This is a genomic window from Buttiauxella gaviniae, from assembly GCF_040786275.1.
GTDB classification, from domain to species: Bacteria; Pseudomonadota; Gammaproteobacteria; order Enterobacterales; family Enterobacteriaceae; genus Buttiauxella; species Buttiauxella gaviniae_A.
In genome coordinates, this window is record NZ_JBFMVT010000002.1 from 532,670 (window position 1) to 555,214 (window position 22,545).

Annotated in this window: 20 protein-coding genes; 4 read left to right on the plus strand and 16 right to left on the minus strand. The window is 51.0% G+C overall.

What is annotated here, in order from left to right; all coding sequences use genetic code 11:
- Window positions 1-3: 3 nt before the first annotated feature.
- The 8 genes from nuoH to lrhA all read right to left on the minus strand — a co-directional run bounded on the left by nuoH (window position 4) and on the right by lrhA (window position 10,202).
- Entirely contained in the window at window positions 4-981 is a 978-nt protein-coding gene (gene nuoH / locus AB1E22_RS03190) for an NADH-quinone oxidoreductase subunit NuoH (RefSeq protein WP_367594053.1), read from the minus strand.
- Complete coding sequence (nuoG, locus tag AB1E22_RS03195; RefSeq protein ID WP_367594054.1) at window positions 978-3,701, minus strand: NADH-quinone oxidoreductase subunit NuoG; 2,724 nt, start codon at window positions 3,699-3,701, stop codon at window positions 978-980. Before nuoG ends, nuoH begins: the two co-directional genes overlap by 4 nt.
- A gap of 59 nt (window positions 3,702-3,760) precedes the next feature.
- The gene (gene nuoF, locus AB1E22_RS03200; protein ID WP_367594055.1) at window positions 3,761-5,101 is read right to left on the minus strand and encodes an NADH-quinone oxidoreductase subunit NuoF; all 1,341 of its coding nucleotides are present in this window, start codon (window positions 5,099-5,101) and stop codon (window positions 3,761-3,763) included.
- Entirely contained in the window at window positions 5,098-5,598 is a 501-nt protein-coding gene (nuoE, locus tag AB1E22_RS03205) for an NADH-quinone oxidoreductase subunit NuoE (RefSeq protein ID WP_367594056.1), read from the minus strand. The genes nuoF and nuoE overlap by 4 nt, the downstream gene beginning before the upstream one ends.
- A 2-nt stretch (window positions 5,599-5,600) precedes the next feature.
- Window positions 5,601-7,412 (minus strand): NADH-quinone oxidoreductase subunit C/D, encoded by a 1,812-nt coding sequence (gene nuoC / locus AB1E22_RS03210; RefSeq protein WP_367594057.1) that lies wholly within the window; start codon window positions 7,410-7,412, stop codon window positions 5,601-5,603.
- A gap of 89 nt (window positions 7,413-7,501) precedes the next feature.
- Complete coding sequence (nuoB, locus tag AB1E22_RS03215) at window positions 7,502-8,176, minus strand: NADH-quinone oxidoreductase subunit NuoB (RefSeq protein ID WP_124022690.1); 675 nt, start codon at window positions 8,174-8,176, stop codon at window positions 7,502-7,504.
- 15 nt (window positions 8,177-8,191) lie between these two features.
- Window positions 8,192-8,638, minus strand: a complete 447-nt coding sequence (gene nuoA, locus AB1E22_RS03220) for an NADH-quinone oxidoreductase subunit NuoA (RefSeq protein WP_367594058.1) — start codon at window positions 8,636-8,638, stop codon at window positions 8,192-8,194.
- Between the two features lie 628 nt (window positions 8,639-9,266).
- Window positions 9,267-10,202 carry a transcriptional regulator LrhA gene (gene lrhA / locus AB1E22_RS03225; protein WP_367594059.1) on the minus strand — a complete coding sequence of 312 codons (936 nt, stop codon included), beginning with the start codon at window positions 10,200-10,202 and terminating at the stop codon, window positions 9,267-9,269.
- Window positions 10,203-11,215: 1,013 nt separating this feature from the next.
- Here lrhA and alaA point away from each other — a divergent pair.
- Entirely contained in the window at window positions 11,216-12,430 is a 1,215-nt protein-coding gene (gene alaA / locus AB1E22_RS03230) for an alanine transaminase AlaA (protein WP_367594060.1), read from the plus strand.
- 77 nt (window positions 12,431-12,507) lie between these two features.
- Window positions 12,508-13,107 (plus strand): 5'-deoxynucleotidase, encoded by a 600-nt coding sequence (gene yfbR, locus AB1E22_RS03235; RefSeq protein WP_367594061.1) that lies wholly within the window; start codon window positions 12,508-12,510, stop codon window positions 13,105-13,107.
- A gap of 82 nt (window positions 13,108-13,189) precedes the next feature.
- On the opposite strand, the gene AB1E22_RS03240 is transcribed toward yfbR, so the two are convergent.
- The 5 genes from AB1E22_RS03240 to AB1E22_RS03260 form a co-directional block, all read right to left on the minus strand.
- Window positions 13,190-15,022: an SLC13 family permease gene (locus AB1E22_RS03240; RefSeq protein ID WP_367594062.1), complete on the minus strand. Its 1,833-nt coding sequence runs from the start codon at window positions 15,020-15,022 to the stop codon at window positions 13,190-13,192.
- Between the two features lie 80 nt (window positions 15,023-15,102).
- The gene (locus AB1E22_RS03245) at window positions 15,103-15,783 is read right to left on the minus strand and encodes a sugar phosphatase (protein ID WP_367594063.1); all 681 of its coding nucleotides are present in this window, start codon (window positions 15,781-15,783) and stop codon (window positions 15,103-15,105) included.
- A complete protein-coding gene (locus AB1E22_RS03250) occupies window positions 15,776-16,270 on the minus strand; it encodes a YfbU family protein (RefSeq protein ID WP_034458818.1) in 495 nt (164 codons plus the stop codon). Before AB1E22_RS03250 ends, AB1E22_RS03245 begins: the two co-directional genes overlap by 8 nt.
- Before the next feature lie 71 nt (window positions 16,271-16,341).
- On the minus strand, window positions 16,342-16,797 hold the full coding sequence (gene yfbV / locus AB1E22_RS03255; protein ID WP_367594064.1) for a terminus macrodomain insulation protein YfbV: 456 nt from the start codon (window positions 16,795-16,797) through the stop codon (window positions 16,342-16,344).
- 69 nt (window positions 16,798-16,866) lie between these two features.
- On the minus strand, window positions 16,867-17,073 hold the full coding sequence (locus AB1E22_RS03260; protein ID WP_367594065.1) for a hypothetical protein: 207 nt from the start codon (window positions 17,071-17,073) through the stop codon (window positions 16,867-16,869).
- 59 nt (window positions 17,074-17,132) lie between these two features.
- On the opposite strand from AB1E22_RS03260, the gene ackA reads away from it, so the two are divergent.
- Window positions 17,133-18,335, plus strand: coding sequence for an acetate kinase (gene ackA, locus AB1E22_RS03265; protein WP_367594066.1), 1,203 nt, complete (start codon window positions 17,133-17,135; stop codon window positions 18,333-18,335).
- An 80-nt stretch (window positions 18,336-18,415) separates the two neighbouring features.
- Complete coding sequence (gene pta / locus AB1E22_RS03270) at window positions 18,416-20,557, plus strand: phosphate acetyltransferase (RefSeq protein WP_367594067.1); 2,142 nt, start codon at window positions 18,416-18,418, stop codon at window positions 20,555-20,557.
- A gap of 93 nt (window positions 20,558-20,650) precedes the next feature.
- On the opposite strand, the gene yfcD is transcribed toward pta, so the two are convergent.
- The 3 genes from yfcD to yfcF are packed head-to-tail and all read right to left on the minus strand — an operon-like array spanning window position 20,651 to window position 22,507.
- On the minus strand, window positions 20,651-21,196 hold the full coding sequence (gene yfcD / locus AB1E22_RS03275; protein ID WP_367594068.1) for an NUDIX hydrolase YfcD: 546 nt from the start codon (window positions 21,194-21,196) through the stop codon (window positions 20,651-20,653).
- Window positions 21,197-21,254: 58 nt separating this feature from the next.
- Window positions 21,255-21,806 carry a phosphodiesterase gene (gene yfcE / locus AB1E22_RS03280; RefSeq protein WP_367594069.1) on the minus strand — a complete coding sequence of 184 codons (552 nt, stop codon included), beginning with the start codon at window positions 21,804-21,806 and terminating at the stop codon, window positions 21,255-21,257.
- Window positions 21,807-21,862: 56 nt separating this feature from the next.
- Window positions 21,863-22,507 carry a glutathione transferase gene (gene yfcF, locus AB1E22_RS03285; protein WP_367594070.1) on the minus strand — a complete coding sequence of 215 codons (645 nt, stop codon included), beginning with the start codon at window positions 22,505-22,507 and terminating at the stop codon, window positions 21,863-21,865.
- Between the last annotated feature and the right edge of the window lie 38 nt (window positions 22,508-22,545).

A 22,545-nucleotide genomic window follows, 5' to 3' on the forward strand; every position in this document is an offset into this window, starting at 1 on the left:
CCCTTATGGTGCCTGATAAAGAATGACCGCGGCGGTCACCAGCAAATTGACCAGTGTCAACGGCAGGCAGATTTTCCAGCCAAACGACATCACCTGGTCATAACGCGGACGAGGCAATGATGCACGGATCAAAATGAACATCATCATGAAGAACGCGGTTTTCAGCGCGAACCAGATGAACGGAGGTAACCACGGGCCATGCCAGCCACCAAAGAACAGGGTCACAATCAGCGCGGAAACCGTCACGATACCGATGTATTCACCCACGAAGAACAGGCCAAACTTCATGCCTGAATATTCGATGTGATAACCATCGGCCAGCTCTTGCTCAGCTTCTGGTTGGTCAAACGGGTGACGGTGGCAAACCGCAACGCCTGCGATTGCGAAAGTAATGAAACCGAAGAACTGCGGGATCACGTTCCACAAATGCGCCTGGTTATCCACGATATCGCTCATATTGAACGAACCGGCCTGCGCCACCACGCCCATCATCGAAAGACCGATGAACACTTCGTAGCTCAGGGTTTGCGCGGAAGCACGCATCGCACCCAACAGTGAGTATTTGTTGTTACTGGACCAGCCAGCAAACAGTACGGCGTATACCGCAAGGCCTGCCAGCATCAGGAAGAACAAAATACCGATGTTCAGATCCGCAACCACCCAACCTGGACCGACTGGCACAATCGCAAAGGCCAGCAGCATGGAGGTGAAGGCAATCATTGGCGCAAGCGTAAAGATGACGCGGTCCGCAAAACGCGGGGTCCAGTCTTCTTTAAAGAACATTTTGATCATGTCCGCGACGAGCTGGAGCGAACCGCCCCAGCCTACACGGTTTGGCCCATAGCGGTTCTGGAACAGACCCAGCAAACGGCGCTCACCAAAACTCATGAACGCGCCGCATGTCACCACGACCAGCAGGATAACTATCGCTTTGAGAATGCTCAGCAGAATGTCGATAACATCCGGTGTTAACCAACTCATTGGCCAGCCTCCTGGAGATTTTCAAGACGCGCACCCGCCAGTACCGGAGCAATGCCTGGCATACCCATCGGCAAACCAACCTGCCCTGCTGCCAGCCCTTCGGAAAGTTGCAGCGGAAGACTCAGCGTCTGGCCTTCGTAACTGAACGAAATCAGGCTTCCGGCGTTAACACCCAGTTTTGCCGCATCGGCAGGGTTCAGCTTAATGTACGGCTCAGCCATGCGGCTTTGGAAGACAGGTGAACGCTGTGACATTTCATCGCTGCCAAACAGATGGTAATAAGGCGCAATACGCCATTTCCCTTCTTCTGCCTGGAAGTTTTCCGGCACGTCGGTGAAGTAATCGATGCCCGTTTCAGAGGCTTCAATCAGACGCACACCCGGATCGCCATGGCGCAGTTTGCCGCCCACTTCAGCCTGGAATTTGTTCCATGCCTGCGGTGAGTTCCAGCCTGGCGCCCAGGCAAATGGAATTTGCTGGCGGTCGGCTAACGGGCTGTTGTTCCCTTCCATAGAGAAGGCAAACATGGTGTCTTTATCCTGCGGCTGACGCGGCTCATGAACGCTGATATTTGCGCGCATCGCCGTACGACCACTTGAGCGGATTGGAGAACGTGACAGTTTCTGACCACGAATACGGAAGCTGGCATCCGGTGCCGCATCTTTAATTCCGGCCAACTGCGGCAACGCTTTCACGCACGCATCAATGACATCGTCAAGCTGTGTCCAGTCCACTTCGCGGCTTTGAACCGTGCTGTGCAGAGAGTGCAGCCAGCGCCAGCTTTCCAGCATCACAACAGATTTGTCGTAGTAAGACGGGTCATAAACCTGGAAGAAACGCTGTGCGCGGCCTTCGTTGTTGATAACCGTGCCGTCGCTTTCAGCAAAACTTGCGGTGGAAAGCACCAGATGGGCTTTGTCCATAATCGCTGTGCGCTGATGATCGATAACCATTACCAACGGCGCTTTGGAAAGTGCCGCATCCACGCGGGCGGCGCTTGCGTGGCGATGCAGATCGTTTTCCAGCACCACTACCGCATCGGCAGCACCGCTTTCCAGCTCACTCAACGCTTCTTCAAGCGAACCGCCGCCAATCATACCGAGGCCAACGCTGTTTACCGCACGAGCCACCATCGTAATACCGACATCTGCCCCACGGCCTTTCAGCGCTTTAGCCACGTTAGCTGCCGCCTGAATCACCGCTTCGCTACCGGCGTTAGTACCGGATACGATCAGTGGTTTCTTCGCACCTGCCAGAGCCTGCACAATAACGTCGACTTTGTTTTTCAGGTCACGATCGAGTTCAACCGCCGGGGAGTTGCTGTCCAGCGCATTAGCAATCGCAAAGCCCAGACGCGCCTGATCTTCAACCGGTGCACGGTAAGTCCACGCGGCGATGTCATCCAGACGAGTGCTGTCAATGTTAGTGACGAACAACGGGTGTTTTGCGTGTTGACCGATGTTCAGAATGGCGGCAATCTGCCAGTCAGCCACTTTCTGGGCTGCTGCCATTTCACGCGCTTTACCTTTCACCGCCTGACGTACCGCAAGTGCTACGCGCGCACCGGTTTGAGTAATGTCTTCGCCGAGCACTAAAACCGCATCATAAGATTCGATTTCACGCAGTGCTGGGGTATGAACGCCGCTCTCTTGCAGCACTTTCAGCATCAGTTGCAGACGGGCTTGCTCACCGGTTGCGATACCAGTGTAGAAGTTATCAGCCCCCACCAACTCACGCAGCGCGAAGTTGCTTTCTACGCTTGCGCGTGGGGATCCGATCCCGATCACTTTCTTCGACTGACGCAGAATGTCTGCCGCGCCCTGCATTGCCTGATCGGCATTCAGGGTGATCAGATCGTCGCCACGACGTTGGATCGGCTGGCGCGGCCTGTCTTTCAGGTTCACGTAGCCATAACCAAAGCGGCCACGGTCACACAGGAAGTAGTGGTTCACGGTGCCGTTGTAACGGTTTTCGATACGACGCAATTCACCGTAGCGCTCACCAGGACTGGTGTTACAGCCGATGCTGCACTGCTGGCAAATGCTTGGTGCGAACTGCATATCCCATTTACGGTTGTAACGCTCTGAGTGCGTTTTATCAGTGAATACGCCGGTCGGGCAGATTTCTACCAGGTTACCGGAAAATTCGCTCTCAAGCGTGCCGTCTTCAGGGCGACCGAAGTAGACGTTGTCGTGAGCGCCGTACACGCCCAAGTCTGTGCCGTCCGCATAGTCTTTGTAGTAACGCACGCAGCGATAACAGGCGATACAGCGGTTCATTTCGTGAGAGATGAACGGGCCGAGATCCTGATTGCGGTGAGTACGTTTGGTAAAGCGATAGCGGCGGAAGCTATGACCGGTCATGACCGTCATATCTTGCAGGTGGCAGTTGCCGCCCTCTTCACACACCGGGCAGTCGTGTGGGTGGTTAGTCATCAACCATTCCACCACGCTTTCGCGGAATTCTTTTGCTTCACCGTCTTCAATTGAGATAAACGTTCCGTCTGCGGCAGGTGTCATACAAGACATCACCAGGCGGCCACGAAGATCTTCTGCGTTCTGATATTGCTTCACCGCGCACTGGCGGCAAGCACCGACGCTTCCTAGCGCCGGATGCCAGCAAAAATAAGGAATATCGAGGCCGAGAGACAGACATGCTTGCAGCAGGTTGTCTGACCCGTTTACCTCATATTCTTTGCCGTCTACATGAATCGTAGCCATAGTCAGCATGCTTCCAGTTAATTATAAAATTTTTCTTATCCGCACATGTGTGCCAGATATCACCAGCGCGCTTTTAACAAGTTCGGTTGAATGCCACTAATGGCACGGGTGTTACCGAAATCTTGTTTGGCAATTCCTGCTTCAAATTCTTCGCGGAAATATTTAATCGCACTCTGCAATGGCTCAACCGCACCCGGCGCATGCGCGCAGAAGGTTTTACCCGGCCCAAGGAAACGACACAGTTGCTCAAGTGTCTCGATATCCCCAGGCTGGCCTTCGCCACGCTCCAGCGCACGTAGAATTTTTACGCTCCACGGCAGGCCGTCACGGCACGGTGTACACCAGCCGCAAGACTCACGTGCAAAAAACTCTTCCAGGTTGCGGACTAGCGGAACCATGCCAATTTCGTGGTCAACCGCCATGGCCAGCGCGGTACCTAAACGGCTCCCCGCTTTACCAATGCTTTCGAATTCCATCGGCAGATCAAGGTGTGATTCGGTCAGGAAGTCAGTCCCTGCCCCACCCGGCTGCCAGGCTTTGAATTTCAGACCGTCGCGCATGCCACCCGCGTAATCTTCCAGGATTTCACGTGCGGTGGTACCGAACGGTAATTCCCAAACGCCAGGGTTTTTAACACGACCGGAGAAGCCCATCAGCTTCGTACCAGCGTCTTTGCTGGTAGAGATGCCCTGGTACCACTCCACGCCGTTCGCCAGAATCGCCGGAACGTTACACAGCGTTTCCACGTTGTTTACGCAGGTTGGTTTGCCCCACACGCCGCTTGACGCCGGGAAAGGGGGTTTTGAACGAGGGTTAGCACGGCGGCCTTCCAGGGAGTTAATCAGCGCGGTTTCTTCACCGCAGATGTAACGCCCGGCACCGGTGTGCACAATCAGCTCAAAATCAAAACCAGAACCGAGAATATTTTTACCCAGCAAACCCGCTTCGGTGGCTTCAGCAATCGCTCGGCGCAAATTCACTGCCGCTTCGATGTATTCGCCACGCAGGAAGATGTAGCCGCGATACGCTTTCAGCGCGAAGGCTGAAATCAACATGCCTTCCACCAGCAGGTGCGGCAGTTGTTCCATCAGCAGGCGGTCTTTATAGGTGCCAGGTTCCATTTCATCGGCGTTACACAGCAGGTAACGGATGTTCATGGATTCGTCTTTCGGCATCAGGCTCCACTTCAGACCGGTGGAGAAGCCTGCACCGCCGCGCCCTTTCAGGCCCGCATCTTTAACCCGATTAACAACGTCATCAGGTGCCAGACCCGTAAGCGCAAGACGTGCACCTTCATAGCCGTTTTTGCTGCGATATTCATCCAGCCAGACCGGTTGTTTGTCATCACGCAACCGCCATGTCAGCGGATGGGTTTCGGCAGCACGAATAATGGTTTTCATTTGTACTGCTCCAGCAAATCAGGGATCGCTTCCGGCGTCAGATGGCTATGAGTGTCCTCATCAATCATCATGGTCGGCCCTTTGTCGCAGTTGCCCAGGCAGCAAGTTGGCAGCAGGGTGAAGCGACCATCAAACGTGGTTTGACCCGGTTTGATGTTCAGTTTTGCTTCGATAGCAGATTGAATGCCCTGATAACCGGTGATGTGGCAAACCACGCTATCGCAATAGCGAATAACGTGGCGACCTACCGGCTGGCGGAAAATCTGGCTATAGAATGTGGCCACGCCTTCTACGTCGCTGGCTGGAATACCCAGAACGTCGGCGATAGCGTAAATCGCGCCGTCCGGTACCCAGCCACGCTGTTTCTGAACGATTTTCAGCGCTTCAATAGACGCCGCGCGAGCATCTTCGTAATGGTGTTTTTCGTGCTCAATCGCATCACGCTCGGCTTGAGTCAGCTCAAAGGCTTCAGCCTGGGGTTGTTGTTTATCGTGCATAGTTAGCGATCCACATCAGACATTACAAAATCGATACTACCCAGATAGACAATCAGGTCAGAAACCAGGCTGCCACGGATCGCCGACGGGATTTGCTGCAGGTGCGCAAAGCTCGGAGTACGAATACGGGTGCGGTAGCTCATGGTGCTACCATCGCTGGTCAGGTAGTAACTGTTAATCCCTTTCGTCGCCTCAATCATCTGGAAGGATTCGTTAGCCGGCATGACCGGGCCCCACGAAACTTGCAGGAAGTGAGTGATCAGGGTTTCGATATGTTGCAGCGTGCGCTCTTTTGGCGGCGGCGTTGTCAGCGGATGATCGGCTTTGAACGGGCCAGCAGGCATGTTTTTCAGGCACTGGTCAAGAATACGCAGGCTCTGGCGCAGCTCTTCGACTTTCAGCATCACGCGGGTGTAGCAGTCACTGATACCGCCGCCAACCGGGATTTCGAAGTCGAAGTTTTCATAACCAGAATAAGGACGCGCTTTACGGATATCAAAATCGATACCGGTGGCACGCAGGCCAGCACCGGTGGTGCCCCACTCCAGCGCTTCTTTTTTACCGTACGCCGCAACGCCCTGAGAACGCCCCTTCAGGATAGTGTTGCGGAGTGCTGCTTTCTCGTAGGAATCCAGACGTTTTGGCATCCAGTCGAGGAACTCTTTAAGCAGACGCTCCCAACCGTTCGGCAAGTCATGTGCCACGCCACCGATACGGAACCAGGCCGGGTGCATACGGAAACCGGTAATCGCTTCCACCAGATCGTAGATTTTCTGACGGTCAGTAAAGGCGAAGAACACCGGTGTCATCGCGCCTACGTCTTGAATAAACGTCGAGATGTACAGCAGGTGACTGTTAATACGGAACAGTTCAGACAGCATGACGCGGATAACGTCCACGCGCTCTGGAACCTTGATACCCGCCAGTTTTTCAACCGCCAGCACGTATGGCATTTCGTTTACGCAGCCGCCGAGGTACTCGATACGGTCGGTGTAAGGAATGTAGCTGTGCCAGGACTGACGCTCGCCCATTTTTTCAGCACCACGGTGGTGGTAACCGATGTCCGGAACGCAGTCGACAATCTCTTCGCCGTCAAGCTGCAGAACAATACGGAACGCACCGTGCGCGGATGGGTGGTTTGGACCGAGGTTCAGGAACATGAAATCTTCATGCTCGCTGCTGCGCTTCATGCCCCACTCTTCAGGCTTGAAGGTCAGCGCTTCCATCTCGAGGTCTTCTTTCTGTTTGGTCAATTCAAACGGATCGAACTCGGTGGCACGCGCCGGGTAGTCTTTACGCAGCGGATGGCCTTCCCACGTTGGCGGCATCATGATGCGCGTCAGGTGCGGGTGCCCATTAAAGGTAATACCGAACATTTCCCAGGTTTCGCGCTCATACCAGTTCGCGTTCGGGAAGAGTTTGGTTACCGTTGGCACGTTCAGATCGTTTTCAGACAGCGCCACCTTGAGCATGATGTCGCGGTTGCGGTCGATAGAAATCAGGTGGTAGAAAACGGAAAAATCCGCGGCCGGTAAACCGTCGCGGTGGGTACGAAGACGCTCATCCATACCATGCAGGTCAAACAGCATGACGTAAGGCTTTGGCAATCTTTTCAGGAAATCGACAACTTCCAGTAATTGTTCACGCTTAACCCAGACCACCGGGACGCCGGTACGGGTTGGCTGGACAGTAAAGGCATCCGGCCCAAAACGGTTACGCAGTTCACCAATTACCGGATCATCGAGATGGTCACGGGTTTGCCAGGCTTCCTGGTTGGCATCATGCGCAGTTAAATCGGTCATAATTCTCACCATTGCAAATGGTACTGTGGTGACTGTCAGCAGTGGCTCCGCGCTAGTATTATTAATATGCGAAGTAAACTCACACTGCCTACAGGCGCAAATTAAATCTCGTCTGGTGTCCGCAAGTTGGTGACAGCAATACGCTCGCCACGTTTACGCTCGCGCTCTGATTGCATATTGGCGCGATATACACCCTGATCGCCAACCACCCAAGACAGCGGACGACGTTCTTTACCAATAGATTCTTGCAGCAGCATCAGAGCCTGCATGTAAGCTTCAGGACGCGGTGGGCAACCAGGAATATAAACGTCTACCGGCAGGAATTTATCCACACCTTGCACCACGGAGTAGATGTCGTACATGCCGCCTGAGTTGGCGCAGGCGCCCATCGAGATCACCCATTTTGGCTCAAGCATTTGGTCATAAAGACGCTGAATTACGGGAGCCATTTTGGTAAAGCAGGTCCCTGCAATCACCATTAAGTCGGCCTGACGCGGAGAAGCACGCAGTACTTCGGCACCAAAACGTGCCACGTCATGTACGGCGGTAAACGAGGTCACCATCTCAACGTAGCAGCAAGAAAGGCCAAAGTTATAAGGCCAAATTGAGTTTTTACGCCCCCAGTTCACCATATCGTGCATGGCATGTTCGAGCTTGCCCATGTACACACTACGGTTGATTTCTTGATCAAGAGGATCGGTTACGATCTCCTGTTTTTGCAGGGGGTAACGGTCATTCTCACCGTTGGGGTCTATGCGGGTGAGCGTATAGTCCATCTTATTGCCTCGCTGTTACTGCGTATGACGGTTAGTGAGACTGTCGGTTTCCGGGTTGATTTGGGCGCGGCGCGAACGCGCTGGAGTCCAATCAAGCGCGCCAATACGCACCAGATACACCAGGCCTGCCAGTAACACTAAAATGAAAATTGCGGCCTCGACGAAGCCTATCCAACCGCTTTCACGGATAGAAACTGACCACGCGTAGAGATACAAGGCTTCCACATCGAAGATAACGAAGAACATGGCGACCAGGTAAAACTTGGCGGATAGACGTAAGCGCGCTGTACCAACTGAGTCGATACCTGACTCGAAGGGAGTGTTTTTGTGCCGACCCTTGGCTCTCCCGCCAAGGAACCAGGCCCCGAGAAGCATTACGCAACACAGGCCAATGGCAACAATAAGAAAGACTGCGAACGCCCAGTGATGAGCGATAACTTCAGTGGATGTTGACATACTCATTGCTTACTCATCAAAAGTGGCGCCAGAGTCTCTGCTCTTGCTGGCAGATGAACACCACATCGATTCATGGGGAGGAACAATAAACCTTACAATAACTGCTGGAATCAAAACTTTACCAGCAAATTGATGGGGTTTTTTACTCCTTTCTATAACCTTTTGTCAACTTTAACAAAAGTATCCACACATTAATTTACATGAGCGCATCTTCATTAACATTTAATGCGTTAAAAGCTTGTAACGTCACGTTACTAACTCATTTTAATGAAGATGAATCGTGTCCGTTAAGGAGGAAAAATTTAACTGCCCCTCTATTTTGGCAGGAAATCTCAACTATTCATCCCCCCTTGAGGGAGTATTTTCTTGATCTGAGACACGCTTTTGTTAATTCATATCAAAAACCAACAACATTGCGGCCTGTTTTTTAACAATTACACAGGAGTTAATTCTAAATGAGTAGATGAAAGGCAGGTAAAACGCGATGCGGGCAATTATTTGTTTTAAAACACTTTTTTACAAACTAGCAATAAAAAAGGCTTTCAGTGATTAAAAAACAAGCCATTGGGAGAAAAAAGCCTCTCAATCGCCTGTTTTTAAATTTCATATTTTGTTACTAACAATCGGGAATACGTTACTCGAAATCACGTTCCATCAACACGGTATCATCATCTTCATCAGACGAAGCCAGGTAGCGGTACGGATTTGGGTTAGTTTCCAAAGCACTGAAGATAGCCTGTGCTAAATCGTTCGTGGTTTGCAGATTACGACATAACATGTATTGGGTATCTGGCATAACCGGTAGACCATCGGCACTTCCCAACACACGAAGCTCCGGGCTCATCATTTCAACGGGACGCGCAGTGATACCTAAACCCGCTTTCACGGCGGCACGTACCGCAGAGAGCGTGGAGGCCACATAGGCAATACGCCACGGAATACGTTCCGCATTCAAATGCTCAAGCATCATATCCCGGTAAGGGCTCGGATCATCAAGCATAACTAAAGGTACGGTTTCACCTTTCTGGAATACATAATCTGACGCGCAGTACCACATGGTAGGAGACGTGCGTAAAACGATGGACTCAAAATGCGCGGGCTTGGTGGTGGTTACCACTAAATCAACTTCTTGCTGATTGAGCATTTCAACCATAAACGGATTACGTTTAACACGCACATCCAACGCAAGTTTAGGGTAGACCGAGCTTATACGGTTAAGCAGAAACGGCAGAATAGTATCCGCAGTTTCATCAGAGGCACCAATCGTCAGCACACCCTGCAAATTACTGAACATGAGCGAAGTACACGCTTCATCATTAAAGCGCAGAATTTTGCGTGCATAACCCAGAAGCTGGATGCCATGTTCTGTCAGCAGCTTATTACGGCCATGACGGGCAAAAAGCTCTTTACCTACTAATTGTTCCAGTCGTTGCATCTGCTGGCTAACAGCCGATTGAGTACGGCAGACCGCAACGGCCGCCGCCGCAAAAGTATTTAGATCCGCTACGGCAACAAAAGTCCTGAGCAGATCGAGGTCGAGATTAAGTATCGGACGATTTGCGTTAATCATATTTTTTTCACTAGTAGGTTGCTCTTACGAGTCTGCCTTAGTTCTATTGCTGTGATTTATCAAAAAGATAAAGCAATTCCCTTTTACAGAACGTCTCCCGAGGGTCATACCGTCATCCTGACAGTCGTTCTGACATTTTTATTTTTCATGCACTCTGGGTGACGCGAATCAATAATGCGATCCACGATTACCAGGAGATATTATACTGACGTAAACAACATACAAACATTCGGCTTAACGTACTAGCCACTTAAATTAAAACTGAGTAATTATTGTAAATCCGCTTCAACACTGAGCTTTATTTATTCAGATTACAGCAACAACATACGCATATGAGATGAAAATCGTCTAAAAACCGCCATGCAGAACCGGCAATTTAATCACCGGGAAGATTTCATACCAACATACAATAAAACATAGAGTTGCGTAATTTTTAGCTAGGAACGCCTACCATTTTCAGTAGTGTATCTTACCTCAAATCACCCTATGCCATAACCTTTGTTACGAATAATCTGATCTCATTCTCTTTTTTAATTCCGGCATGAAGTCCATTTATTAACAAAAATGATTAAATTTTTGCACGGTAAAAGAGAAGCATCTTAACTCTATCTTTTACTTATATTAATCACATGCTGAGTTATTTTTATATACATATTATTAACTCACGCAAATGCACTTCATTTAATCTTGAGCATGAATATTCAATTTTTCTTAACTATTACTCAATTTGCTTTTCATTTTTCTCAGTATTACCCGCTATAAGAGTGCTGTTTCTTTAGCTAATGAAATTGCCACAACCTCACAAGATAGAATTTACGACCAGAAAATATAATAAAATCAAAACATAATTCCAATAAAATATTAATTGTCCATTTTTACCACTTTCACTCATCACTGAAAGATAAATTACGTTTCAGCGCTTCGACAACCTTCAAATCTGCGCGTGTCAGGAGTACATTGTTGCCTGGTCGCTTCCACGGCAGGAAGTGGCGCTAACATTTAAGGTCAGGTTCATGTCCCCTATCGAAAAATCCAGCAAACTTGATAACGTCTGTTATGACATCCGTGGCCCCGTGCTCAAAGAGGCGAAACGCCTTGAAGAAGAAGGGAATAAAGTCCTCAAGCTAAATATTGGCAACCCTGCGCCATTCGGCTTTGATGCGCCGGATGAAATTCTTGTTGATGTCATTCGTAATTTGCCTACCGCTCAGGGCTACTGCGACTCGAAAGGACTCTATTCCGCACGTAAAGCCATTATGCAGCATTATCAGGCGCGTGAGATGCGGGATGTGACGGTTGAAGATATCTACATTGGTAATGGGGTATCTGAGCTGATTGTTCAGTCGATGCAGGCGCTGCTCAATAGCGGCGATGAGATGCTGGTTCCAGCTCCAGATTATCCGTTGTGGACTGCGGCAGTTTCTCTTTCCAGCGGCAAAGCGGTTCACTATTTATGTGATGAATCTTCCGACTGGTTCCCTGACCTTGATGATATCCGCGCAAAGATTACCCCTCGCACGCGCGGCATCGTCATCATTAACCCAAACAACCCAACCGGTGCGGTTTACTCCAAAGAACTGCTGATGGAAGTTGTTGAAATCGCGCGCCAGCATAATTTGATCATTTTTGCTGATGAGATTTACGACAAGATTCTGTATGACGAAGCCGAACACCATTCAATTGCTGCCCTCGCCCCGGACTTGCTGACGGTAACCTTTAATGGTTTATCGAAAACTTACCGTGTCGCAGGCTTCCGCCAGGGTTGGATGGTACTGAACGGGCCGAAAAAACACGCTAAAGGGTATATTGAAGGGCTGGAAATGCTGGCTTCAATGCGCCTGTGTGCCAACGTGCCTGCGCAGCATGCGATTCAGACAGCGCTCGGCGGTTATCAAAGTATCAGCGAATTTATCGCACCTGGCGGGCGTCTATATGAGCAGCGTAACCGTGCCTGGGAGCTGATAAACGATATCCCCGGCGTCTCATGCGTGAAACCTCGTGGCGCGCTGTATATGTTCCCGAAAATTGACGCCAAACGCTTTAATATTCACGACGACCAAAAAATGGTCCTGGATTTCTTGCTGCAAGAAAAAGTGCTGTTGGTTCAAGGAACTGCATTTAACTGGCCGTGGCCGGATCACGTACGTATCGTGACCTTACCGCGTGTTGATGAGCTGGAGATGGCTATCAATAAATTTGGCCGTTTCCTCGGTCATTACCACCAGTAATCCTCGTGGGGGAGATGTTTGCATCTTCCCCCGACTCCCCGCACAATGGTTTTCTTTGCTAAGCCCCGAGTGCACCTATGAGCCAAAGCCACTTTTTTGCCCATCTTTCACGTCTAAAACTGATCAATCGTTGGCCGCTGATGCGCAATGTGCGCACCGAAAATGTTTCGGAGCACAGCCTGCAAGTTGCGATGGTCGCTCACGCACTCGCCGTCATTAAGAACCGCAAATTTAACGGGCAGATTAATGCCGAACGTGTCGCACTGCTGGCCATGTATCACGACGCAAGTGAAGTATTAACGGGGGATTTACCTACGCCGGTGAAATATTTCAACTCGCAAATCGCTCACGAATACAAAGCCATCGAGAAGATTGCCCAGCAGAAACTCATTGATATGGTGCCCGAAGAGCTGCGCGATATTTGGGCGCCACTTATCGATGAACATCAAAGCAGTGATGAAGAGAGAGCCATCGTTAAACAGGCTGACGCTCTGTGCGCCTATCTGAAATGTCTGGAAGAACTCTCTGCCGGGAATAATGAATTTTCGCTGGCAAAAAGCCGACTTGAGAAGACCCTGGCCGATCGCCACAGCGAAGAGATGGATTACTTCATGACGGTATTCGTGCCGAGTTTCCAGCTCTCGCTCGATGAAATTAGCCAGGACTCACCGCTTTAATCTGGCGGATGGCGCTTCGCTTATTCGCTCTATATCGTCCTTTGGTGGTCGGATAAGCGAAGCACCATACAACGTTTAAACACTAAAACGGAAAGAGCATCGGCACCATCACCACACTCACCACCATCACGATGACGGTAAAGGGTACGCCCAGCTTTACAAAGTCGCTGAACCTGTAGTTCCCCGGCCCTAGAACCAGCGTATTTACCGGCGAAGAGACAGGCGTCATAAACGCCGCAGAGGCCGCTAACGCAACGATCATCGCAAAGGGATAAGGTGAAACCCCCATTGATTTTGCCGCTGCCAACGCAATCGGTGCCATTAACACGGCGGTCGCCGTATTTGAGATAAACAGCCCAATCGCCGCGCACATCACAAACAGGCATACCAGCATCAGATGCGGGCCATAGCCGCCGCCCATATTCATCAACCCATGAACAATCAAATCCACACCGCCGGTTTTCTGCAGCGCAAGAGCAAATGGCATCATGCCAACAATCAAAATAATACTTGGCCAGTGCACGGCTTTGTAGGCGCTTTCCATATCGATACAGCGGAATTTACCCATCAGTAAACAGGCAATGATCGCCGCAATAGGATTGGGGATTTCATCGGTCAACATTAATGCGACCATCAGCGCCAGGCAAAAAATAGCATGCGGAGCCTGACTGTGGGCCGGAGACGCTTCGCCCTCTTCCACCGGTAAATTCAGCACCAGGAAGTCCCGGTCTTTTTTCTGCAACTGACTAATGAGTTTCCAGTTGCCCACCACCAGCAAAATATCCCCAAGCTGTAAGGCTTCATCCACCAGCAGACCTTCCAGCGCTTCACCGTTACGCTTAATCCCCACGACGTTCAGGCCATAACGGGTACGAAAACCGATTTCACGAAGGGTTTGCCCAAAGAGTTCTGAATCGGGAATTAACGACACTTCCGCCATACCCACATCCAGCGCCTGGTCGGAAAAGTACTCGCCGCGTAGCACCATCGGCTCAAGCATCTGTTCGCTACAAAACTCACGCAGATCGATATCGGAAGCCGACATATCAATCAGTAAAACGTCACGCGCACGAAATTCGGTAACGCCGGTGACATTGACAATCACCCGGCGAAATTTACGCCAGCGCTCAAGGCCAATCACGTTTGCACCGTAGCGTTCACGCAGTTTCAAATCATCAAGACGGCGGCCCACCATGGGCGAACCCGCACGAATAGCAAGACGACGCGCGCGCCCCGTCAGACGGTATTCTTTAATCAGATCGCGGAAAGTCCGGCGCCGCCAGTCATGCTTGCCGTCCTCTTTACCCTGCCCTTTTAGCGCAAAACGCGTAATCAGCATGTAGCCAATGCCAAGCAGCAAAATGACCAGGCCGATCGGCGTGACGCTGAAGAACTGGAATCCTTGTAAGCCTTCACGCAGCAGCTCGCTGTTCACCACCAGGTTTGGCGGCGTGGCGACCAGCGTCATCATGCCGCTGATTAATCCGGCAAAGCTGAGTGGCATCATTAAACGTGACGGGGAGATTTTCATGCGCATTGACACGCTGAGGACTACCGGGATAAATATCGCAACCACACCTGTCGAGCTCATAAACGCACCCAGACCGGCAACGGTGAGCATCAGCAAAACAAGCATTTTGGTTTCACTGCTGCCTGCCACATCCACCAGCCAGGAGCCCATTTTTGAGGCAACGCCGGTGCGCACAAGGCCATCGCCAATAATAAACAGGGCCGCAATGAGGATAACGTTAGGATCACTAAAGCCTGAAAAGGCTTCGTTAAGGGTGAGCGTACCGCTGAGGACAAAAGCAACGATGACGAGTAAAGCGACCGCATCCATACGCACTTTCCCGGTGGCAAACAGGAGGACGGCAATCGCCAGCAATGACAAAACCCAAATTAATTCCGAGTTCAAAACAAATCCTTGTGAGTTGTCTCAGGGGATAAAAAGCATGCCATAAAAAAGCCCCACTATCGCGGGGCTATATCATATGTTTAGTGTTTTCTAAGCACTTCGACGGTGCCGTCTGGCATCTTCTGCACCAGCAATTCAGTCAATGAATGCAGCGCATAATCAACATGCTCAAGTCGCGGTGTGTCCGCCGGAGCGTTAACGGCAATCACATGGCAACCGGCAGCAAGACCAGACAGTACACCCGCAGGCGCATCTTCCACGACTACGCACTCTTCAGGTTCCAGCCCTAACAACTGGGCACCCAAAAGGTAAGCATCAGGCTCAGGCTTCCCGCGAGCAACGCGTTCAGCGGTGACAAGCACTTCTGGTTCTGGCAATCCACCTGCTGCCCGGCGAGCCGAAGCGACAGGCAATGAACCCGAAGTGACAATTGCCCACGGAATGCCCGCTTCATTCAAATGCGTCAGCAACTCAACGGCACCAGGCAATGCAATAATCCCGTCGGTGTCTTCAGACTCGATTTTTTCGAGACGGAAAAACTCCTGCTGAATCTCTTCTTCAGACGCACCCGCCATAAAGTGGCGTAGCGAAGTGATCGCCTGCTTGCCATGAATGAAGCCCAGTACTTCCTGCGGCGAAATATCGAATCGTTTTGCCCAGTTAATCCATGCGCGCTCAACGGCTGGCAGGGAATCAACCAGCGTCCCATCCAAATCAAACAAGAAACCTTTGCACTTCACTCCGCGTCTCCCCTCAGGCATTAATAATTTGTGCGATTTCGTTCACGCTTAAATGGTACTGACGTGGGCAAGACTGCCACACTTTCAACATACGCTGATATTTCTCCCACATTGGAGTCTGCGCGTTGAAGCCGTGAGTGCCCGCATCGAAATGCGCGTAGCGGCCTTCAATGTTCACCATAAAGCGAACGTAGCCCAGGAAGCGCGCCTCTGTTGCCGCATCAAAGCCAAGGAATGTCACACGGCGTTCGTCGATTTCCTGGTTGTCTTTCAGGTTGGTCCAGGAGACGTGCAGCGCGTGGTACATCTCCATGATGTCAATAACCGTGCGGCAGGTCTCTTCCGTCAGCTCGCCGAACTCACGATCCAACTCGCGCATTTGCAGGCCGTAACCGCGCTCGATAATTGTTTGCAGGCGACGATAACGTTCGGCATTGTCGGGGTCGAGCATCGTCATCATTTTGTACTGATTTGATAAAATCAGACGCTGGGCGTTAGTCATTTCCATTTCTTAGCTCCTGTTGCGCAGGTTTTAGCCTGCGAAAAATATCCTTCTATATATGCGCAGCGGCAGTGGCATTACAAATCATCAAGAAAAGTTTTGTCCAACTGCTTAAACGCACGCTTGAGCACTTCTGCCAGCGCCTGATAATCAGGCTTGCCTTCTATCGGCGCTAACGCCTGCCCCGCGTCCTGCAATTTGCTACGCACTTCGTAAAACCAGCTCAGTAGTGTGGGCGGCAGTGGCGTTACAGAACGTTTACCCAACCACCATAGCCCCTGCATTGGCAGGCTACAGGCAAAGAGCGCGGTTGCGACGGCTGGGCCAAGTTGGCCACCTAAGGCAATTTGCCAGGTCAGCGTGAATACAGCGAGTGGGGGCATAAAGCGAATGGCAAAACGCGTGGCGCGAATAACGCGGTTTTCTACAAAGACAGGCGCAAGTCGTTTATCGATAGGCCACGTCTTCGAATAATGCTGCCCGCGGCTGAACATACTGAACCAGCTTGCGTGGCTATTTTGGGGTGTCGACATGGCTTTACCTCAACTTCACATATAAAAAATAAAATTTTTGTGCAATATAACAACTCTAAATGACATGGTTCAAAATCTTTTGTCTTTAAGAGCCGCAATCAGGTATCCTGTGCCGGCCTTGATGGCCGTAGAAGGGAAACCGCAGGTTGTCAATTTTTTGCTCAGTCCGCAATTGCCGGAAAATCGCGCAATTTGGCGTAAACTCAAGAGTATTTCTTCGCCATGCCAAAAAAACGCTTCTGGCATGACGTTAATCATAAATGTCAGGCTCATCATGCGCTACGCTGAGAGACTAACTGACGTTTTTTTAGCCACGAATAAAAGTAGGTACTTCCATGTCGAGTAAGCTAGTACTGGTTCTGAACTGCGGTAGCTCTTCACTGAAATTCGCAATTATCGATGCTGTAAACGGTGATGAATACCTCTCTGGTTTAGCCGAATGTTTCCATCTTCCTGAAGCACGTATCAAGTGGAAAATGGATGGCGGTAAACAAGAAGCGGCTTTGGGCGCAGGTGCCGCTCACAGCGAAGCTCTTAACTATATGGTTAATACCATTCTGGCACAAAAACCTGAATTGTCCGAGCAACTGACCGCTATCGGCCACCGTATTGTTCACGGCGGCGAGAAGTACACCAGCTCCGTTGTTATCGATGACTCCGTAATTCAGGGTATCAAAGATTCTGCTGCTTTTGCACCGCTGCATAACCCAGCTCACCTGATCGGTATCGCAGAAGCGCTGAAATCCTTCCCTAAACTGGCTGACAAAAACGTTGCTGTGTTTGACACTGCGTTCCATCAGACCATGCCAGAAGAATCTTATCTCTACGCTCTGCCGTACAAACTGTACAAAGAGCACGGCATCCGTCGTTACGGTTTCCACGGCACCAGCCACTACTATGTGACTCAAGAAGCCGCGAAAATGCTGAACATCCCTGTAGATGAACTGAACATCATCACTTGCCACCTGGGCAACGGTGGTTCTGTTTCTGCTATCCGTAACGGTAAATGCGTTGACACCTCTATGGGTCTGACGCCGCTGGAAGGTCTGGTAATGGGCACCCGTTCTGGTGACATCGACCCGGCAATCATCTTCCACCTGCATGACTCTCTGGGCATGAGCGTAGACGAAATCAACAAACTGCTGACTAAAGAATCTGGCCTGCAAGGTTTGACCGAAGTTACCAGCGATTGCCGTTATGTTGAAGACAACTACGAAACTAAAGAAGACGCTAAGCGTGCAATGGACGTGTTCTGCCACCGTCTGGCTAAATACATCGGTTCTTACACTGCGCTGATGGACGGTCGTCTGGATGCAGTTGTGTTCACCGGTGGTATCGGTGAAAACGCCGCGATGGTACGTGAACTGTCTCTGGCTAAACTGGGTGTTCTGGGCTTCGAAGTTGACCACGAACGCAACCTGGCGGCACGTTTCGGTAAATCAGGCTTCATCAACAAAGAAGGTACCCGCCCTGCGGTTATCATTCCGACCAATGAAGAACTGGTTATCGCTCAGGATGCAGCGCGCCTGACCGCTTAATTCTCTAGCCGCCAGCCTTAGCTGGCGGTGTTGTTTTCTGAGTCTCACAAGCCCCGCTTGTGCAACAAAGAGGTTTTATCGTGTCCAGAATTATTATGTTGATCCCTACCGGAACCAGCGTCGGCCTGACCAGCGTCAGCCTCGGTGTTATCCGTGCTATGGAACAAAAAGGCGTTCGCCTGAGCGTATTCAAACCTATCGCTCAACCACGTACCGGTGGCGATACTCCAGATCAAACCACCAGCATCGTGCGCGCAAACTCCAGCATTCCAGCTGCAGAGCCATTGCACATGAGCCACGTTGAGTCGCTGCTGTCCAGCAACCAACAAGACGTGCTGATGGAAGAGATCATCGCTAACTTCCACGCCACCAGCAAAGACGCTGAAGTGGTTCTGGTTGAAGGCCTGGTTCCGACTCGTAAGCATCAGTTTGCGCAGTCCCTGAACTACGAAATCGCTAAAACGCTGAACGCTGAAATCGTCTTCGTTATGTCCCTGGGCAACAACTCCCCAGAGCAGATGAAAGAGCGTATTGAACTGGCTCGTAGCAGCTTTGGCGGCAGCAAGAACACCAACATCACTGGCGTTATCATTAACAAACTGAATGCCCCGGTTGATGAACAAGGTCGTACGCGTCCTGACCTGTCTGAAATTTTCGATGACTCTACTAAAGCAAGCATCGCAAATATCGATCCTAAAGCACTGTTTGCTGACAGCCCGCTGCCAGTTCTGGGCTGCGTACCGTGGAGTTTCGATCTGATCGCAACACGCGCAATTGATATGGCGCGTCACCTGAACGCAACCATCATCAACGAAGGCGACATCAAAACGCGTCGCGTGAAGTCTGTTACCTTCTGTGCGCGTAGCATTCCGCACATGCTGGAACACTTCCGCCCGGGCTCTCTGCTGGTCACTTCCGCAGACCGTCCAGACGTATTAGTGGCCGCGTGTCTGGCTGCAATGAACGGCGTTGAAATCGGTGCCGTTCTGCTGACCGGTGGTTACGAAATGGACCCACGCGTAAGCAAACTGTGTGAGCGTGCATTCTCAACCGGTCTGCCGCTGTTCATGGTTGATACCAACACCTGGCAGACGTCTCTGAGCCTGCAAAGCTTCAACCTGGAAGTCCCAACTGACGACCATCAGCGTATCGAGAAAGTGCAGGAATATGTGGCAAGCCACATTGATGCAGACTGGATCGAATCCCTGACTGCAACCTCTGAGCGCAGCCGTCGTCTGTCTCCTCCAGCATTCCGTTACCAGTTGACTGAACTGGCTCGCAAAGCCGGTAAACGTGTTGTGCTGCCAGAAGGTGACGAGCCGCGTACTGTTAAAGCAGCCGCGATTTGTGCTGAACGTGGTATCGCAACCTGCGTCCTGTTGGGTAACCCGGATGAAATCACCCGTGTTGCCGCAGCGCAAGGCGTTGAATTAAGCGCTGGCATCGAAATCGTTGATCCAGAAGTGGTTCGCGAAAGCTACGTTGCACGTCTGGTTGAGCTGCGTAAGAGCAAAGGCATGACCGAAGCCGTTGCGCGTGAGCAACTGGAAGACAACGTTGTGCTGGGTACCTTGATGCTTGAGCAAGACGAAGTTGACGGTCTGGTTTCCGGTGCTGTTCACACCACCGCAAACACCATTCGTCCTCCGTTGCAGCTGATCAAAACCGCACCGGGCAGCTCTCTGGTTTCTTCTGTGTTCTTCATGCTGCTGCCAGAACAGGTTTATGTTTACGGCGACTGCGCGATCAACCCGGATCCAACTGCTGAGCAACTGGCAGAAATCGCAATTCAGTCTGCGGATTCCGCTGCTGCATTCGGTATCGATCCACGCGTAGCAATGCTCTCCTACTCTACCGGTACTTCTGGTGCAGGTAGCGACGTTGAGAAAGTGCGTGAAGCCACCCGTATCGCTCAGGAAAAACGTCCTGACCTGGTTATCGACGGTCCGTTGCAGTATGACGCCGCGGTAATGGCTGACGTTGCTAAATCCAAAGCGCCAAACTCACCGGTTGCGGGTCGCGCTACCGTGTTCATCTTCCCGGATCTGAACACTGGTAACACCACTTACAAAGCGGTACAGCGCTCAGCAGACCTGATCTCCATCGGGCCAATGCTGCAAGGTATGCGTAAGCCAGTTAACGACCTGTCTCGTGGCGCACTGGTAGACGATATCGTTTACACCATCGCTCTGACGGCGATTCAGTCTTCTCAACAAGACTAACGCTTTCTGAGATGCAAAAAGGCCGCATTGCTATGCGGCCTTTTTTTATGGGCTGACCCGTAAACTCGTTCCAGAACAGGAAATTAAAATGAATTATTCAGCGGCAGTAGTGTGCTGAGATTCATTTTTGGCGTTGCGGGTCATCCACAGCGCCAGCGCTTTCAACGAGTCTGGTGTGAAGTCGTCACAGCGCGCGGTAATTTCTTCGGGTGACATCCAGCATACGTCACTCACTTCCTCTTCCTGCAAGGCAAACGGGCCATGTGACACGCAGCTAAACAGGCTTCCCCAAACCCGGCAATGAGGGTCTTCAAAATAGAACTGCCCGTGTTCGGCAAACGGCACACCGGCAATCCCCAACTCTTCTTCAGCCTCACGGCGCGCAGAGTCCAGCAATTGCTCATCAGCCTGAACCACACCACCCGCAGTAGCATCCAACATACCCGGCATAAAATCTTTGGTTTCAGTACGATGCTGCACCAAAATTTTACCCATGCCATCATGCACAACGATATACGTGGCGCGATGCCTTAAACGCTGCGCGCGCATTTGCTCGCGGCTTGCTTGCGCGATGACTTCATTGTCTTCATTGACAATGTCTACCCATTCCATACCAACAAAATGACTCTGTTCCGCCATTGGGGGAAACCTTATTCAGGGCGCTCTTTGGCGCGTTATCGGTCTAACTCACGGTAAGTTACGGGGTAATTTCAACCTGTGCAATAACCCCATCGTTATTCAGTGCGTGAATGCTCAGAACACCGTCGTTTAGCATGCCGTAGCTCGCTTCAAAGCCCCCTTTTGGGATACTTACCGAACCGGGGTTAAACAAATAAACCGCGTCCTGCTTTTCAGCCAGGGGAAGATGAGTATGACCAAAAACCAACACGTCATTTTCTGCAAGAGGAGGCAATTTGTCGGGGTTATATAAATGACCATGCGTGACAAATAAACGCTGCTCCGCCAACAGTATCTGTTGCCACGGGGCGGTAATTGGAAAATGGAGCAGCATCTGGTCAACTTCGCTGTCGCAGTTTCCGCGTACTGCAATAATTTTATCGGCAATAGTATTAAACCGCTCCGCTACGGCTCCGGGGTTATAACCCGCAGGTAACGCATTACGCGGCCCATGATTCAGCACATCACCCAGCAAAATGAGCCACTTTGCGCCACTGCGCGCAAAGTGCGCCAACACTTGTTCTGTCGCGGGTAGCGAACCATGAATGTCCGAGACAAACATCAGCTTCATAAAACCCTGGTCCTGTTAATGATAAGCGTAATTATCATAACGAATTATGGGGTATATCAGCCAGAATGCTTTGCAGAAAGAGCAAGAAAACGCTGTACCGATGCACGCTGCCACTGGAAATCCGCATATTCCTGTAACCGCTCAGGCACGTCGTCCCCGTTGAGCACCAAACGATTAAGCATCAGGGCAAGATCGGTATCCGCAATGGACCACTCACCAAAGAGATTCTGCTGCCCGACGGGTAACAAACTTTCCACTGTACTCACGAGTTTTTGAGCCGCCGCCTGCCCTCGTTCCGTCAGCGCAGGTTTCTTTGCCCCCGCGAAAACCACATCGGTAGAACGCTCTTCGCGAATCGGCATTAAATCGCTGCGTAGCCATGCCTGAATTTGCCGGGCTCGGGCTCGCTTCTCCATATCATGCGGATAAATTCGCTCCCAGGTTGGCGGGGCAAAACGATCTTCAAGATATTCGTCGATCGCGGAAGACTCGCTGAGTAAAAAATTATCAACGGCTAAAACGGGTACCCGGCGCGTAAGATCGTAGCCTTTCCAGCCCGGCTGCAGATTTTGCCCGCTGTTCAGGTCAATGGTTTGTAAGGTAAAGCTCAGGCCTTTCTCTTTCAGAGCAACATAAACGGACATCACATACGGGCTAAAAAAGTTTGAATCGGACCAAAGTGTTATTGTCGGCTGGCTCATAATATCCCCATGATTTTGTTATCCAGGCTATTGAACAT

Bases quoted from the DNA above. Each gene is read 5' to 3' on its own strand.
- nuoH (WP_367594053.1), bottom strand. From the start codon at position 981: ATGAGTTGGTTAACACCGGATGTTATCGACATTCTGCTGAGCATTCTC.
- nuoG (WP_367594054.1), bottom strand. From the start codon at position 3,701: ATGGCTACGATTCATGTAGACGGCAAAGAATATGAGGTAAACGGGTCA.
- nuoF (WP_367594055.1), bottom strand. From the start codon at position 5,101: ATGAAAACCATTATTCGTGCTGCCGAAACCCATCCGCTGACATGGCGG.
- nuoE (WP_367594056.1), bottom strand. From the start codon at position 5,598: ATGCACGATAAACAACAACCCCAGGCTGAAGCCTTTGAGCTGACTCAA.
- nuoC (WP_367594057.1), bottom strand. From the start codon at position 7,412: ATGGTGAGAATTATGACCGATTTAACTGCGCATGATGCCAACCAGGAA.
- nuoB (WP_124022690.1), bottom strand. From the start codon at position 8,176: ATGGACTATACGCTCACCCGCATAGACCCCAACGGTGAGAATGACCGT.
- nuoA (WP_367594058.1), bottom strand. From the start codon at position 8,638: ATGAGTATGTCAACATCCACTGAAGTTATCGCTCATCACTGGGCGTTC.
- lrhA (WP_367594059.1), bottom strand. From the start codon at position 10,202: ATGATTAACGCAAATCGTCCGATACTTAATCTCGACCTCGATCTGCTC.
- alaA (WP_367594060.1), top strand. From the start codon at position 11,216: ATGTCCCCTATCGAAAAATCCAGCAAACTTGATAACGTCTGTTATGAC.
- yfbR (WP_367594061.1), top strand. From the start codon at position 12,508: ATGAGCCAAAGCCACTTTTTTGCCCATCTTTCACGTCTAAAACTGATC.
- AB1E22_RS03245 (WP_367594063.1), bottom strand. From the start codon at position 15,783: ATGCCTGAGGGGAGACGCGGAGTGAAGTGCAAAGGTTTCTTGTTTGAT.
- AB1E22_RS03250 (WP_034458818.1), bottom strand. From the start codon at position 16,270: ATGGAAATGACTAACGCCCAGCGTCTGATTTTATCAAATCAGTACAAA.
- yfbV (WP_367594064.1), bottom strand. From the start codon at position 16,797: ATGTCGACACCCCAAAATAGCCACGCAAGCTGGTTCAGTATGTTCAGC.
- AB1E22_RS03260 (WP_367594065.1), bottom strand. From the start codon at position 17,073: ATGATGAGCCTGACATTTATGATTAACGTCATGCCAGAAGCGTTTTTT.
- ackA (WP_367594066.1), top strand. From the start codon at position 17,133: ATGTCGAGTAAGCTAGTACTGGTTCTGAACTGCGGTAGCTCTTCACTG.
- yfcD (WP_367594068.1), bottom strand. From the start codon at position 21,196: ATGGCGGAACAGAGTCATTTTGTTGGTATGGAATGGGTAGACATTGTC.
- yfcE (WP_367594069.1), bottom strand. From the start codon at position 21,806: ATGAAGCTGATGTTTGTCTCGGACATTCATGGTTCGCTACCCGCGACA.
- yfcF (WP_367594070.1), bottom strand. From the start codon at position 22,507: ATGAGCCAGCCGACAATAACACTTTGGTCCGATTCAAACTTTTTTAGC.